Origin of the sequence: Marinobacter antarcticus (assembly GCF_011049865.1) — a bacterium.
Lineage (GTDB): Bacteria > Pseudomonadota > Gammaproteobacteria > Pseudomonadales > Oleiphilaceae > Marinobacter > Marinobacter antarcticus_A.
Genome location: NZ_DRGY01000078.1, coordinates 1 through 15009, shown reverse-complemented (window position 1 = coordinate 15009; position 15009 = coordinate 1). Strand labels below are relative to the sequence as shown.

14 protein-coding genes are annotated in these 15009 nt (G+C 59.0%); all 14 read right to left on the bottom strand.

Translation table 11 applies throughout. The features are described 5' to 3' along the window. Window positions 1-208: 208 nt before the first annotated feature. Complete coding sequence (locus ENI00_RS10230; RefSeq protein WP_304101711.1) at window positions 209-787, bottom strand: HupE/UreJ family protein; 579 nt, start codon at window positions 785-787, stop codon at window positions 209-211. 42 nt (window positions 788-829) lie between these two features. Continuing rightward, window positions 830-1468 carry an urease accessory protein UreG gene (ureG, locus tag ENI00_RS10225; protein ID WP_304101710.1) on the bottom strand — a complete coding sequence of 213 codons (639 nt, stop codon included), beginning with the start codon at window positions 1466-1468 and terminating at the stop codon, window positions 830-832. A gap of 39 nt (window positions 1469-1507) precedes the next feature. Next, complete coding sequence (locus ENI00_RS10220) at window positions 1508-2209, bottom strand: urease accessory protein UreF (RefSeq protein WP_304101709.1); 702 nt, start codon at window positions 2207-2209, stop codon at window positions 1508-1510. After that, window positions 2193-2681, bottom strand: a complete 489-nt coding sequence (ureE, locus tag ENI00_RS10215) for an urease accessory protein UreE (protein ID WP_304101708.1) — start codon at window positions 2679-2681, stop codon at window positions 2193-2195. The genes ENI00_RS10220 and ureE overlap by 17 nt, the downstream gene beginning before the upstream one ends. 19 nt (window positions 2682-2700) lie before the next feature. Continuing rightward, the gene (gene ureC / locus ENI00_RS10210; protein ID WP_304101707.1) at window positions 2701-4404 is read right to left on the bottom strand and encodes an urease subunit alpha; all 1704 of its coding nucleotides are present in this window, start codon (window positions 4402-4404) and stop codon (window positions 2701-2703) included. Then, the gene (locus tag ENI00_RS10205) at window positions 4401-4718 is read right to left on the bottom strand and encodes an urease subunit beta (protein WP_304101706.1); all 318 of its coding nucleotides are present in this window, start codon (window positions 4716-4718) and stop codon (window positions 4401-4403) included. The genes ureC and ENI00_RS10205 overlap by 4 nt, the downstream gene beginning before the upstream one ends. A gap of 10 nt (window positions 4719-4728) precedes the next feature. Next, on the bottom strand, window positions 4729-5031 hold the full coding sequence (gene ureA / locus ENI00_RS10200; RefSeq protein ID WP_304101705.1) for an urease subunit gamma: 303 nt from the start codon (window positions 5029-5031) through the stop codon (window positions 4729-4731). 55 nt (window positions 5032-5086) lie between these two features. After that, window positions 5087-6028, bottom strand: a complete 942-nt coding sequence (locus ENI00_RS10195; protein WP_304101704.1) for an urease accessory protein UreD — start codon at window positions 6026-6028, stop codon at window positions 5087-5089. Further along, complete coding sequence (gene urtE, locus ENI00_RS10190) at window positions 6025-6723, bottom strand: urea ABC transporter ATP-binding subunit UrtE (RefSeq protein ID WP_304101713.1); 699 nt, start codon at window positions 6721-6723, stop codon at window positions 6025-6027. The genes ENI00_RS10195 and urtE overlap by 4 nt, the downstream gene beginning before the upstream one ends. Window positions 6724-6758: 35 nt before the next feature. Then, window positions 6759-7583, bottom strand: coding sequence for an urea ABC transporter ATP-binding protein UrtD (gene urtD, locus ENI00_RS10185; RefSeq protein ID WP_304101703.1), 825 nt, complete (start codon window positions 7581-7583; stop codon window positions 6759-6761). Continuing rightward, window positions 7580-8704 carry an urea ABC transporter permease subunit UrtC gene (gene urtC / locus ENI00_RS10180; protein WP_304101702.1) on the bottom strand — a complete coding sequence of 375 codons (1125 nt, stop codon included), beginning with the start codon at window positions 8702-8704 and terminating at the stop codon, window positions 7580-7582. The genes urtD and urtC overlap by 4 nt, the downstream gene beginning before the upstream one ends. A 3-nt stretch (window positions 8705-8707) precedes the next feature. After that, on the bottom strand, window positions 8708-10312 hold the full coding sequence (gene urtB / locus ENI00_RS10175) for an urea ABC transporter permease subunit UrtB (RefSeq protein ID WP_304101701.1): 1605 nt from the start codon (window positions 10310-10312) through the stop codon (window positions 8708-8710). Window positions 10313-10421: 109 nt separating this feature from the next. Further along, entirely contained in the window at window positions 10422-11720 is a 1299-nt protein-coding gene (urtA, locus tag ENI00_RS10170) for an urea ABC transporter substrate-binding protein (protein ID WP_304101700.1), read from the bottom strand. Between the two features lie 235 nt (window positions 11721-11955). Continuing rightward, complete coding sequence (locus ENI00_RS10165; RefSeq protein ID WP_304101699.1) at window positions 11956-14979, bottom strand: sensor domain-containing protein; 3024 nt, start codon at window positions 14977-14979, stop codon at window positions 11956-11958. Window positions 14980-15009: the final 30 nt, after the last annotated feature.

The window sequence follows — 15009 nt, the reverse complement described above, 5'->3', positions numbered from 1 at the left end:
GCGGTGGACACCCTTGCCGTTCGGCTAACCGTTCCCCTTGCCGGGTCGGTAGCGGACTTCCACCGCCAAGTCATCCCATTGCCACCACAGCTCAGGGAATAGCGCCGTCAAGGCGCTGCGCGCCATGCCTGGCGCACCAATAAAAAACTGCGCGGTAGGCCCACGCAGCTTTCTGTTTTATCGCTATTTTTTATCCAAATCTCTTATCTTACGCCACTGCAAGCAAAGCCCCAGTTGCAGCAACCACACCACCCAGCACTCGCCCAAACCGATTATCAGCCTTTTGCATCAATGCACCAAGTCCCCGACCTACAAACGTAAGCGCCAGTGTGGCAATAGAGAAACCAGCCAAATAAGCCAACAACGCCGCTCCAGCCGGCATTTCGGTGCCATGCGCAAAACCATGAAACACCATAAAGGCCGCTACCAGTGTTCCGCCTACGGCGGTGGGCAGTTTGGTCATAGTCGCAATCAGAATACCCGCCAGCAGCACCGAGAGTGCAATACCGGTTTCAACGCCGGGCAGGCTCATTCCGCCCCAGGCGATGACTGCCCCGAGGATCATGCCAGCGATCACGAAAAGGGGTGTGCCGCTTTTCAGGGTGGCGGACTGGCGCACGCTCCAGAAACCGATGGCGGCCATGGCCAACAGGTGGTCCAGGCCAAGCATGGGGTGCAACAGGCCGCTGGCGAAGCCGGTGCCTGCGTCGTGGCCGGCGTGAGCGGAGGCGGCTGTGGCGGTAACCATCAGGCCGGTGGCCATCAGTACTCGGGTGATTGCTTTCATAATGTTTCTCCTGGTTTTCAATAGATTCTGTTCACCGGGCCTTCAGGCTGTTTCGGCAAGTTTTTCAGGGCGCCGTTCCGGCAGCATCCCGCGCTCCAGAATAAAGCTGATAATGGTCTCCAGCCCTACCCCGTCATACAGGTTGGCAAACACAAACGGCCGCTCGCCGCGCATCTTTTTGGAGTCCCGCTCCATCACGTCCAGTGAGGCATGCACGTATTCGGCGATGTCGATCTTGTTGATGATCAGCAGGTCGGATTTGGTGATGCCGGGGCCGCCCTTGCGGGGGATTTTGTCGCCGGCGGATACGTCGATCACGTACAGGGTGAGGTCAGACAGTTCCGGGCTGAAGGTGGCGGAGAGGTTGTCGCCGCCGGATTCGATCAGCACCAGTTCCAGGTTCGGGTGTCGGTTTTGCAGATCGTCTATGGCCGCCAGGTTCATGGAGGCATCTTCGCGGATGGCGGTGTGGGGGCAACCGCCGGTTTCCACGCCCAGGATGCGGTCGGCTGGCAGGGCGTCGTGCTTGAGCAGGAAGTCGGCGTCTTCTCGTGTGTAGATGTCGTTGGTCACCACGGCTATGTCGTAGTGGTCTTTCAGGGCACTGCACAGTTGGCGCAACAGGGCGGTTTTGCCGGAGCCTACCGGGCCACCGACTCCCACTCTCAAACAATGTTTCATGGCGTGTTCTCCGTTTCTCTTGTCATCAATGTGTGTTCTTCAGCTTCTGAAAAGCCGTGAATACTGGGTTTCGTGTAGGGCGCTGCCGAGGGCGAGGCCGGGCAATATCGGGCCAAGCTCTTGGTCGTCCCGCTGCAGGGCAATTTCAACGGCGGTTACCAACAGGGGGCGCATGTGTTCGGTGATGCGTTGGGCGGCGGTGTGGCCAAGGGGCAACGCTTTGCAGGCAACTGCCAGCTGGTTTTCCAGCCAGGCCCAGGCGAAGCCGAGTAACGTTTGGCGCCCGGGTACATTCCGGTGGTGGGCCACCCAGGCGAACATGGTGATGTAACCCGGCTGCTCGGGAATCAGGCTGGCATTGGGCAGCAGGCCCAGGTTGCGCAGCAGGGTGACCAGTGCCCCGCCAAGGCGGGTGTCTTCGTCGCTCAGTTCGGCAGTTTCCCGGGTGGCGTGCAGCCAGTCGTTCCACTGTGCAATAGCCTCGGCATCGTCGGCTGCCCAAGCGCTTTGCAAACGCATCAGCAGGGGCAATTCGCAGCGGCTCAGGCCATCTTCCAGAACGCCCTCCAGCCAGTCTTTCAAGCCTGTTTCGTTATCGACCCATCCGAGTTCAAAGGCGCTTTCCAACCCCTGAGACCAGGCAAAGGCGCCGATGGGCAGCGCTGGGCTGACCAGTTGCATCAGGCCCAGCAATGCCAGGTCGTTGGCTGCTGCGGCAAGGCTGTTAATGGGCGTGAGCATGGCCGTGCCCGTGATGGCCAGATGCTTGTCCGGCCTTGGAATAGGCGCCCGGTTCGGGATCAAACGGCGCTGTGTGGCGCACAAGCACGGCGCCCAGGCGTTCGGCCAGTTCTTCCAGCACGTGGTCTGGCGGAAACCGAATCCAGCCACACTGTTTGTCCTCACCAATGGCCAGGGATACGTGGCGATTGCCCAGGTGGTAGCACAGGCGTGCCATGGGCAAACCGGCTTTGATGTGGGCGGTCACCACGGGTTCTTCCGCCGCGCGAATTCGGATGATTTCGCCGGTTCTGGCCTGCAGCAGGTCGCCATCCCGCAATACCGGGCCACGATCCAGAAACAGGCCAACGTCCTGGCTGGTTTCTGTGGTGGTTCGCAGCCGGCCTCGCATGCGCAGTTCGTATGGCAGGGTGAGGTTATCGTGAATTTCGGCGGTGTCTACGTGGGTAATGCGTTTAATCAGTTCCAACATAAGGTTCTCCGGTTTTGGCTCAGAACAAGTGGTAGCGCTGGGCCAGGGGCAGTTCAGAGGCCGGCTCGCAGGTAAGCAGTTCGCCGTCTGCGTGCACTTCGTAGGTTTGCGGGTCTACGGTGATGTGCGGGCAGGCGTCGTTCAGTTTCATGTCGGCTTTGCGCACCTGCCGCACGTTTTTGCAGGCCGCCAGCGGGCTGTCCAGGCCCAGTTCTTTGCCAATGCCGGCATCCAGCGCGGCCTGGCTTACGAACGTCAGGCGCGTGGCACTGGCGGCTTTGCCGAAGGCGCCGAACATAAGCCGGTAATGCACGGGCTGGGGCGTGGGGATTGAGGCGTTGGGATCGCCCATGGGCGCAGCGGCTATCATGCCGCCCTTCACAATAAGGGCCGGCTTTACGCCGAAAAACGCCGGGTTCCACAGCACCAGGTCCGCCAGCTTGCCCACTTCTACCGAGCCTACTTCGTGGCCAATGCCGTGGGTGATGGCGGGGTTGATGGTGTACTTGGCGATGTAGCGTTTGGCGCGAAAGTTGTCGGCGCCCAGGCTTTCATCTTGCGGCAGCAGGCCGCGCTGCTGTTTCATTTTGTGGGCGGTTTGCCAGGTGCGGCACACCACTTCACCCACCCGGCCCATGGCCTGGGAGTCAGACGCGATCATCGAGATAACGCCCAGGTCGTGCAGGATGTCTTCTGCGGCGATGGTCTCGCGGCGAATGCGGGAATCGGCGAAAGCGACGTCTTCGGGAATGTTCGGGTCCAGGTGGTGGCACACCATCAGCATGTCGAGGTGTTCGTCGATGGTGTTCACGGTGTAGGGCCGCGTGGGGTTGGTTGACGACGGCAGCACGTAGGGCTTGGAGCAAGCGGTGATGATGTCTGGCGCGTGGCCGCCACCGGCACCTTCGGTGTGGTAGGTGTGAATGCAGCGCTCTTTGAACGCGGCCAGGGTGTCTTCCACAAACCCGGATTCGTTCAGGGTGTCGGTGTGGATGGCTACCTGCACGTCGTACTTGTCGGCCACCGTAAGGCAGTTGTCGATGCTGGCCGGGGTGGTGCCCCAGTCTTCGTGCAGTTTCAGGCCGATAGCGCCGGCTTTTATTTGCAGATCCAGGGCTTCAGGCAGGCTGGCGTTGCCCTTGCCCAGAAAACCGATGTTCATGGGCATGCTGTCCACAGCCTGCAGCATTTTGCCCATGTGCCAGGCACCGGGTGTGCAGGTGGTGGCGTTGGTGCCGGTGGCCGGGCCGGTGCCGCCGCCGAGCATGGTGGTTATGCCGCTCATCAGGGCTTCTTCAATCTGTTGGGGGCAGATGAAGTGGATGTGGGAGTCGATGCCACCCGCGGTAAGGATTTTGCCTTCGCCGGCGATGATTTCGGTACCGGGGCCAATCACGAGGGTCACATCTGGCTGGGTGTCGGGGTTGCCGGCTTTGCCGATGGCGGCGATGCGGCCGTTCTGGAGGCCCACGTCGGCTTTTACGATGCCCCACCAATCGAGAATCAGGGCGTTAGTGATAACGGTGTCCATCACGGTGTCGTCAGCAAGCTGGCTTTGGCCCATGCCGTCGCGGATGACTTTGCCGCCGCCGAATTTTACTTCGTCGCCGTAGTGGGTGTGGTCTTTTTCGACCTCAATCCACAGCTCGGTGTCGCCCAGCCGCACGCGATCGCCCACGGTGGGGCCGTACATGTCGGCGTAGGCTTGTCTGCTGATTTTCATTTTTGCGCCTCCAGCTTGCCCATTACGTCGGCTCGGAAGCCGTAAATCTCGCGACGGCCGGCAAATGGAATCAGAGTGATCTGGCGGGACTGGCCCGGCTCAAACCGAATGGCGGTACCGGCTGCCACGTCCAGGCGATAGCCTCTTGCCTTGGCCCGATCAAAATTCAGCGCAGGATTTGCTTCGGCGAAGTGATAGTGGGAGCCGATCTGAACCGGGCGGTCGCCGGTGTTGGCCACGTCAATCTGGATGCGTTCGCGGCCTTGGCAAAGCTCGATATCGCCGTCTTTGAGTTGGTATTCTCCGGGAATCATGGCGCGTTCCTTATACGATGGGGTTGTGAACGGTGACAAGCTTGGTGCCGTCCGGAAAGGTGGCCTCTACCTGCACTTCCGGGATCATGTCGGCGATGCCGTCCATCACGTCTTCCCGGGTGAGAATCTCGGCTCCGCTGCTCATCAGCTCTGCCACGGTTTGGCCGGCTCTGGCGCCTTCCATAATTTCGGCGCTGATGAGGGCAATGGCTTCCGGGTAGTTCAGTTTCAGGCCCCGGGCTTTGCGCCGTTCAGCCAGCAGACCGGCGGTGAACAGCATCAGTTTGTCTTTGTCTCTGGGCGTCAATTCCATGTTCTGTCACTCCGTTTATCAATCTGCTATTCGCGCAGTTTGCGGGTAAGGGTGTTCAGGTCAGCCAGATTCGGGGAACACTGGCCGGCTGGCCGGTGAGTCTTGGCCTGAGCAGTTCCCAGGCTTGCTGGCATAGTGCCCAGGCTTCGTTTCTTTCCTGCCCCAGATAACGCAGCAGCACCACACCACGGCGGCGGGTGACGGCCCAGCGGGGGTTGGCGGGCAGGGTTTCCCTGAGTTGTTCGATGGCGGCGGCTTCGTCTTCCAGCCCCACCACCCACAGGGTGGCCTGCACGGTGGCACCGCCTTGGCCCCAGTGGCCTTGAAATCGGGGATGGGCCGGGTCCATAAGCTGGCGTTCAAGCCATAACGGGCGGCCGTCCATCCGCAATCGAAAGCGCTGTTCCAGATGGCCCGAGACAAACGGCAGCTTGCTGGCCGGGCGGCCGAGGGCGAGAATTTCCCAGCCGAGGCACTTGGCGCCGGTTTCCAGTTCAATGGTGGTGGTTTGCTCGCCCCGGGAGCCGTCAAACGCCAGAGTTTCCTGGGGCAGGTATTCGAGGATGCTGTTTTTGGCCACCTGCAGACGGGTGTGCTGCCCCCAGGCCACGCCGTGGCTGTCGGCTTTATAGAGCTTGGCCGCCGCCGGCGTGGTGAGCAGCACGTGGGCGCCATCGTCTACCGAGGCCTCAATGCGAAGCTCGTCACCGCTCACCAGCCCGCCGGGCGGGTGCAATAGATACACGTGGCAGCAGCCGTGCCGCCCTTCCGGATAAAAAGGTCGCTGCACTCTTAAGGGGCCATGATGTTTTCGGCGCACAAGGCGGGTAATTGGCTTCTGTTTACCGTTGCCTTGCGCCTCTACCCTTGCTTCAAAGCCGAGAGACAAACCCGCGGCCCAGCGCCGTGCCAAATCGAAACGGTGGCCAGACTCCTGGCCTGATCGATGGAAAGGCTCTGGGTGATGCACAGCTTCTACCCGCTGGAAAACCGTCATACCGTGAGGTGCTTCTTGATCAGTTCGTCGGACAGGTCCGCGATTTCGCCTTGGGCCACGCGGCGGCCCCGGTCGAGTATGGCGAAGCGGTCGGCGTATTTGCGGGCAAACGGCAGCTTTTGCTCCACCAGCAACACGGTGAGGCCGTCTTCCTTGATCAGCTTGCGGATAACCTCGCCAATCTGCGCAACGATGTTGGGCTGGATGCCCTCCCCCGGCTCGTCGAGGATCAGCAGGCGGGGTTCGATGACCAGCGCCCGGCCAATGGCGAGTTGCTGTTGCTGGCCACCGGAGAGATCACCACCCCGGCGGTGGCGCATTTCCTTTAACACCGGGAACAGTTCGTACACCCGCTCGGGGATTTTTTTGCTGCCGTCTTTGCGCACGGCCAGGCCGGTGCGCAGGTTTTCTTCCACGGTCAACAGCGGGAATATCTGCCGGCCCTGGGGTACGTAGCCAATGCCCAGGCGGGAGCGATCTTCGATTTTCTTTCGGGTGAGTTCCACGTCTTGGGCGAACGTGAGGGAGCCGCTCTTCACGCTTTCCTCGCCCATGATGCATTTCATCAGTGTGGTTTTGCCCACGCCGTTGCGGCCCATCACACAGGTGCATTGGCCCTGGGGCACGTCCAGCTCCAGATCCCAGAGGGTGTGGCTTTCGCCGTAATACTGGTTGAGTTTGTCTACCTTGAGCATCAGGCTATTAGCAGGCATCAGGCTATTAACAAGCATCAAGCTTCCTCCCCGAGATACACCTTGATCACTTCCGGGTGATTAGACACCTGGTCCATGGAGCCTTCCGCCAGCACGCTGCCCTGGTGCAGAACGGTGACTTTGCGGGCGATGGAGCGCACAAAGCCCATGTCGTGTTCCACCACCACCACCGACTGTTTGCCGGCCAGGCTGGTGAGCAGTTCGGCGGTGCGTTCCATTTCCTGTTCGGTCATGCCGGCCACCGGTTCATCCACCAGCAGCAGGCGCGGCTTCTGCATCAGCAGCATGCCGATCTCCAGCCACTGTTTCTGACCGTGGGAGAGAATGCCGGCGAGGGCCTGGCGCAGCGCCTTGAGGCCGATCATTTCCAACACTTCATCAATGCGATCCCGATATTCCGGTTTCATCAGGGCGGTAAGCGTTGGGAACACCCGCTTGTCCGCCGCCATGGCCAGCTCCAGGTTCTCGAACACCGTCAGCGCTTCAAATACCGTGGGCTTCTGGAATTTGCGGCCAATGCCGAGGGTGGCAATGTCTGGTTCGCTCAGGTTGAGCAGGTTGTGGCGGCTGCCAAACCACACCGAGCCGGTGTCTGGTCGGGTTTTGCCGGTAATGATGTCCATCATGGTGGTTTTGCCGGCGCCGTTGGGGCCGATGATGCAGCGCAGCTCGCCGTCATCAATGGTGAGGTTGAGATTGTTGATGGCCTTGAAGCCGTCAAAGCTCACGTTCACGTCTTCCAGATACAGGATAGGCCCGTGCCGCACATCCACCGGGGACTGCGCCGGCGTGAGAAATTCAAACACTTGATCCCGATTGGTCAGTTCCTGAAGAATGCTCATGCGGTCGCCTCCTGTTCCGGGGGTGTGTTGTCGGCAACCTTGGCCTTTTTCGGCTTGAACAACAGGCCCGCGATTCCTTTGGGCAGGAACACGGTTACCAGAACAAACAGGCCGCCAAGGGCAAACAGCCAGGCGTCCGGCATGATGCCGGTGAACACGGTTTTGCCGTAGTTCACCAATATGGCCCCGATAACGGCGCCGTAAAGCGTGGCGCGGCCACCCAGCGCTACCCAAACCACCACCTCAATGGAGAACAGCGGCGAGAATTCGCTGGGGTTGATAATGCCCACTTGCGGCACGTAGAGCGCACCGGCCACACCCGCGAGCATGGCGGAAACCACAAACACAAACAGTTGCACCCGCTCTACCCGGTAGCCCAGAAAGCGCGTGCGCGCCTCGGCATCCCGGCAGGCAATACTCACCCGGCCCAGCTTGCTGGTCACAATGCCGCGACAAATCACGTAACCCATAGCCAGGGCAACGCCGGTGGCGATGAACAGCCCAAGGCGGGTGGCATCGGTGCGCAAATCAAAACCGAGCATGTCTTTGAAGTCGGTCAGGCCGTTGTTGCCGCCCAGGCCCATCTCGTTGCGAAAGAAGGCCAGCATCAGCGCGAAGGTCAGCGCCTGAGTAATGATCGAGAGGTACACCCCGGTTACCCGTGAACGAAAGGCCAGAAAACCAAACACCAGGGCGAGAATGCCCGGCACCAGCAGCACCATGATGAACGCAAACCAGGGCATGTCGAAGCCAAGCCAGTACCAGGGCAACTCCTGCCAGTTCAGGAACACCATAAAATCGGGCAGGGTCGGATCGCCATACACGCCGCGATCACCAATCTGGCGCATCAGGTACATGCCCATGGCGTAGCCACCCAGGGCGAAGAAGGCGCCGTGGCCCAGGCTGAGAATACCGAGGTAACCCCACACCAGATCCACCGCCACCGCCAGCAACGCGTAGCACAGGTACTTGCCCAGCAGCGTAACGGTGTAAGCGCTTACATGCAGGGCGCTGTCTTGCGGCATGAACACATGCAGCACACTAACAATCACCAGCGAGGCGAACAGCACACCCAGGAAAATTCGAGTGGAGCGTTCCTGCAGGGGTCTTGTTAACCACATACCTTAACCCTCCGCCGCACGGCCCTTTTGGGGAAAGAGTCCCCGGGGGCGTTTTTGAATGAACAGGATGATGAAAACCAGCACCATGATTTTGGCGAGCACAGCGCCGGCCCAGGGTTCCAGAAGCTGGTTGATCGTGCCCAGCGTCATACCCGCCAGCAGGGTGCCCCACAGGCTACCCACGCCGCCGAACACCACCACCATGAACGAATCAATGATGTAGCTCTGGCCAAGGTTGGGCCCAACGTTGGTGATCTGGGAGAGCGCAACACCCGCCAGGCCGGCCACGCCGGAACCCAGTGCGAAGGTGAGGATGTCTACTCTGGTTGCTTTGATGCCCATGGAACGCGCCATGGCACGGTTCTGGGTAACGGCGCGTACTTCCAGGCCCAGGCGGGTCTTGCGCATGATCAGCATCAGGCCCGCAAATACCACCAGCGCAAAGCCGATCACGTACAGGCGATTGAGTGTGAGAGACAGGGCTTCGTTGATCATCACCGAACCACTCATCCAGTCAGGCGTAATCACCGTGCGGTTGAGCGGTGAGATAACCGTTCGCACCAACTGTTGCAGGATCAGGCTGACGCCAAAGGTGGCCAGCAAGGTTTCCAGAGGGCGGCCTTTAAGATGCTGGATAACGGTGCGCTCTATCGCAATGCCGGCCAGTGCCGACACCAGAAAGCCGGCGGGAATAGACAGGATCAGCGCCAAACCCGGCTGGCCCGGAAGCAACTGCTGCATGCCCCACGTGGTGTAGGCACCCAGCATGATGAGTTCGCCGTGGGCCATATTGATAACGCCCATCACGCCGAAGGTAATCGCCAAGCCAATGGCGGCCAGCATCAATACCGAGCCGAGAGACAACCCGAAGTACAGGGTCTCGGCGGCGCGGTTTAGCTTCAGCTTCTGCTCGATGCTTGCCATGGCGTCGGTGGCCGCAGCTGCAAGCTCGGCGTTGTCACTGCGCATGGCCTGCTGCAGGGCGGCGCGGGCTTGTGAATTGAGGCTGCCGGCGAGGGTTGCCACGGCAGCAACGTCGCCCTGCTCTTCCACGTTGAAAATGGCCAGGGCCTCGGTAAGCGCAGCCTGAACCGACATGCTCTGCTCGGCGTCAATCAGCTCCGGCAGGCGCTCGGCCAGTGTGCCTTCCACGCTGCCTTTGAGCGCGCGGGCGGCGGATAAACGGTTGGCTTCATCCGGGCTCTTCAAATCGATAACCGAGAGAATGCCTTCAATCTCGTTACGCAACGCGTTGTTAACGCGAACGGTGTCTATGTCGCGGCGGGACATGTCACCAAGATTTTCGCCGGTGAGCGCGCTTTCCACGGTCCAGTCCCGGCCCCGGTTTTCCAGCACGATAATGAATTGCCCGCTGGACTCAACACGCGCCAGCTTGTTGCTGGAGAAGGATTCGAGCCAACCCCGGGCGCGTTCGTCGCCGCTTTCGGCAATCTGATTGACCACGGCTTTCTTTTGCGCGAATGAGGATTCTGCCAGTGCGGTAAGCAGTTTCTGTGCTTCTGTGTCTTCTACCTGCGCCTGTGAAAAGCCGGCGTAACACAAGAGGCAAGCGCACAGAAGATGGCTGAGCAGTCTGGAAATGCCCATGGTTATGTCCTGTTATTGTTAATAGGGGTGAGGCCAAAAGTGCTGTGTTAAAAAGCGGGCGAGGAACAACCCCGCGCCCGCGAAACGGTGATGCAGACCGTTTCAAACACTATTGGGCAGCGGCTTTCGCCTGGCCACCGCAAGTGCCGGACACCACGTTGAAGTTTCCGCAGAACAGCGGCTTGCGCCAGTCGCTGATCAGGTCTTTTGACCCCGGCAGGAAATCAGACCAGGCGTCGCCCGCCACGGTAGACGGCGTTTCCCAGACCACGGAGAACTGGCCGTTGTCCTGAATCTCGCCAATCAGCACCGGTTTGGTGATGTGGTGGTTGGGCATCATGGTGGCGTAACCACCGGTGAGGTTGGGCACTGATACGCCGATGATGGCGTCTTTCACCGCGTCTACGTCAGCCGTGCCGGCCTTCTTGACCGCCTCGATGTACATGTTGAAGCCGATGTAGTGCGCTTCCATGGGGTCGTTGGTCACGGCGTTTTCATTGCCGGAGTAGGCAACCCAGTCATCAATGAAATCGTAGTTGGCGTCGCTGTCCACGCTCATGAAGTAGTTCCAGGCAGCCAGATGCCCTACCAGAGGGCCGGTATCTATGCCCGACAATTCCTGTTCGCCCACGGAGAAGGCAATCACCGGAATGTCTGCCGCGTCTATACCCTGGTTGCCCAGCTCGCGGTAAAACGGAACGTTGGCGTCACCGTTGATGGTTGAAACCACGGCGGTTTTCTTGCCGGCGTTACCAAACGCCTTGATATCGGAAACGATGGCCTGCCAGTTGGAGTGACCAAACGGCGTGTAGTTGATCATGATGTCACTGGCCGCCACGCCCTTATCCTTGAGGTAGGTCTCGAGGATCTTGTTGGTGGTGCGCGGGTATACGTAGTCGGTGCCGGCCAACACCCAGCGCTCAACGCCGATGTTGTTCATCAGGTAATCAACCGCCGGAAGGGCCTGCTGATTGGGGGCTGCACCTGTGTAGAACACGTTCTCGGACGACTCCTCGCCCTCGTATTGAACCGGGTAAAACAGCAAACCATTCAGCTCTTCGATCACCGGCAGCACGGACTTACGGGAAACCGACGTCCAGTTGCCGAAGATCACGTCTACCTTGTCTTTTGCCAACAGCTCACGGGCTTTCTCTGCAAACAGCGGCCAGTTAGAGGCCGGGTCGACAACCACGGGTTCAAGCTTGCGGCCCAGCACGCCACCGGCTGCGTTCTGCTTTTCGATCAGCATCAACATGGTGTCTTTCAGGGTGGACTCACTGATGGCCATGGTGCCGGAGAGGGAGTGCAGAATACCGACCCTGATAGGATCTTCCGCTGCAACGGAGTTGAAAGAGATAGAGAGTGCCAGGGCACAGAGGCCCAGCTTAACGAGTTTGTTGATGCTCATTTCATCGTCCTTTGCATTCTAGTGGATTGCGCAGTTCGTCAGTGACGCAACCTACCTCTGCATGAGTCGTTCCAGCCTTTACAAACTCCTTTATATTTCAGATATTTACTTTCGAAAGAAGACGCTCAGCCAAGATCATGGCGCAGGTTGGCAGGTCCAAAAAAGTGCAGCCAGAAAAGACACGCTCGATTATGGTGCGATGGGGCGGGAGGGAAGGAAGAAGGACGCGAGGCAATCAAAGCCGGGCAATGCCAATCGCTTCTTGATGGGGTACTGGCCGGGAAAACAGATAGCCCTGAGCTTGATCGCAGTCGCGGTTGAGCAACATTAAGTACTGCTCTTCAAACTCCACGCCTTCAGCGATAACTTTAAGCCCCAAACTGTGCGCCATGGCGATGATCGTGTTAACGATCACCTTGCTGTCGGGGTCCGTCGTCACTTCTGCGATGAAGGATTTGTCGATTTTGAGCGTGTTTATCGGGAAGCGCTTAAGGTAGCTCAAGCTGGAATAACCCGTGCCAAAATCGTCGAGGGAAATGTTCACGCCCAAGTTGGCCAGCTCCGTCATCGTGATAATGGCCGATTCAACGTCGTACATCAGGGCGCTTTCCGTTATTTCCAGTTCCAGGTCGGCCGGCGTCATCTCGGTTTCTTCCAGGATCTGTTGCACTACGGCGACGAGGTTGTCCTGATGGAACTGGCGGGCAGACAGGTTCACCGCCATTTTCAGCCCCGGCACCGCGGCGCCCTTAAGGCAGGCCTCACGCAGCACCCATTCACCAATAGGTATGATTAATCCGGTCTTCTCAGCCAAAGGAATAAAGCGATCTGGCGCGATCATGCCCTGTGTTGGATGATGCCAACGCAAGAGGGCCTCCAGCCCGACAACCTGACGAGTCGCGATGTTGATCTGATGCTGGTAATACAACTGGAACTGACCCTGCACCAATCCGTGTCGTAAGGATGTCTCCATAGCCAACCCATCATCAGCCCCCTCAATTCGCGGCACGAAATGCTGATAATCATTGCCTCCGAGTTCCTTAATGATGGTCATAGCGCTTTTGGCGCTGTTGATCATTGCATCCATGTCCGTGCCGTTGCGGGGGTATTCTGCGATGCCCATGCTGCACGAGACGAACAACTCCTGGCCGTCGTGCAGCACAATCACCGAGTGCAGCGCGTCGGCAATGCCGTTAGCAATCGCGGAGACGTCTGCGGCGCTCTTGCCAGGCAGCAGAACAATGAATTCGTCGCCGCCCCAGCGCGATACGGTATCGGCCTTGCCCACGCATGAGCTGATCAGCTTCGCCACCTGTCGCAGCACGGCATCGCCACCTGTGTGCCCGAGACTGTCGTTAACCTGTTTGAAGCGATCGATGTCCACATACAAAATGCTGAGGATGCCCTGTTGGCTGTCAGCCTGGAACATGGCCTGCTGCAGCCGGTCGGTCAGCAGCAGGCGATTTGGCAGATCCGTAACACGGTCAAAATGCGTCAGATACTCCAGACGCTGGCTCTTTTCCAGATTAGTAATCGCGAACGAAATATCGCCGGCAACCTCATGCAAAAGCTTCATTTCAGCCTGATCAAATGAAAACGAGTCGTGCCGGTAGAGCACCAAAGCTGCCCCCAATGAGACGTCCTGGGAGGTCAGCGGAAACGCGACCAGTGCCCGTATCCCGAGATCGACCAGGCCCTGCAAATCACCGTGGCCGTGGTGTTCAGCCAGGTCGTTACAGACAACAGCGTGATGGCTCTGAAGACATTCACGGATTGTATCCGTCTCGAAGCCGGACAAACGTCGAGCCTGGAGCCGCTTGTCGGTCGCGTGTGAGTGCAGAATCTTGCACTGATCCGACTCACGGTTGTACTCCACCAGCAGTGCTGCGGGCAGATCACCCTCCTCCACCGCGATCCGTGTGGCCTCATCGCAAAGCGCGTCGCGTGTTTGGGCGCGCACGATCAACATATTGATACCGCTCAGAACCTTGTGAATTCGATTCAGACTCAGAATTTTCTGCTCAGCCTCTACGCGCTCCGTGATATCCATGATCGCCGCCATGACATAACGACCATCGGCGGTCTGCACAGGGTTCAGAGCGATCTCAGCTCGAAACTCCGTGCCGTCCTGACGCAGGGCAAAGAATTCTCGGCCTTTTTCCGCTATCCGTTGCTCTGAACAGTGAAGATACTCGCGGCGAAAGCCCATACGGTTCTGGCGGAACCTGTCAGGCATCAGATTTTCCACCTGCATGTCTACCAACTCACGTGCTGGATAAAGAAACAAGGAATGCGCGCGCTGGTTGGCCATCCCGATAATGCCGTTCTCGTCAATCATGATCGCGGCTACGGGGGAGGAATCAATCGTTGAGCGAAAGCGTTCTTCCTCGCGGTTGAGGGCATCGGCGCCGAGCCAGCCAACAAAACCAAGCACGAGGATGCTGGACAGGCTACCCAGTGCAAAACCGAATGCCTCGGCGTAGTAGCCAGCCGCCACACCCTGCATGCTAAGCCAGCCCGCGAGTACCGGCGTTACGATAATGAACGGCATCAAGCGCCGCAGTGAGCGACCACCAACGTAGGGACTCACGGCAGAGCTCATGGGCCCATCTTCGGCCCGAACGAAAAGCATGGCCACACCACAGAGCACAAACAGCGCCGCCGTGTGCAACGCCATGGTGGAAAAAACAGACAGTCTGAACTGCTGCACGCCGAACACATAACCGATCAGCGCCGCGCCGCTGATCAGGATTACTGCAAAGGTGAGAAGTTGAAATACCATTATGGAGCGGCGACGCGACGGCGCGATGGCTAACCACGCAGCACCGACCAGGCTAAAACATAAAGCCGTGCCGGCCGACATGCGCCCGGGCCAGTTCTCTGGAGGTGTCGTCGTGTCCGAAATCACAAGATTATCGATGCCAAGTCGCCAACCTGACCCGTATTCGAAAAGCGTAAGACCGGATACCACGAGTATGAATAAAGCCAGAGACGCAGCGATCGGATCGCGGGTGGAAGCCGCAGCAGATGCCTTACGACTCAGGATGAAGCCACAGGCAATGAAGCAAAGTGCCGTATTGAACTTCATTGACTCAAAGTTGGGCAGTATCCGTTTCCCCGCTTCGATATCAAAGACCCATGACAACAACACCAGGGTGCTGATGGCAATGATGACACCGCCGACCTGTTTGACGATACGTCTGTAAATATCCTGCGGGCCTGCATCTGCTGTTTTATCCGGGTAGTTTACCCCTAGCATGTCCTTCTCCCTTTCCCTTCCTGGGATGGG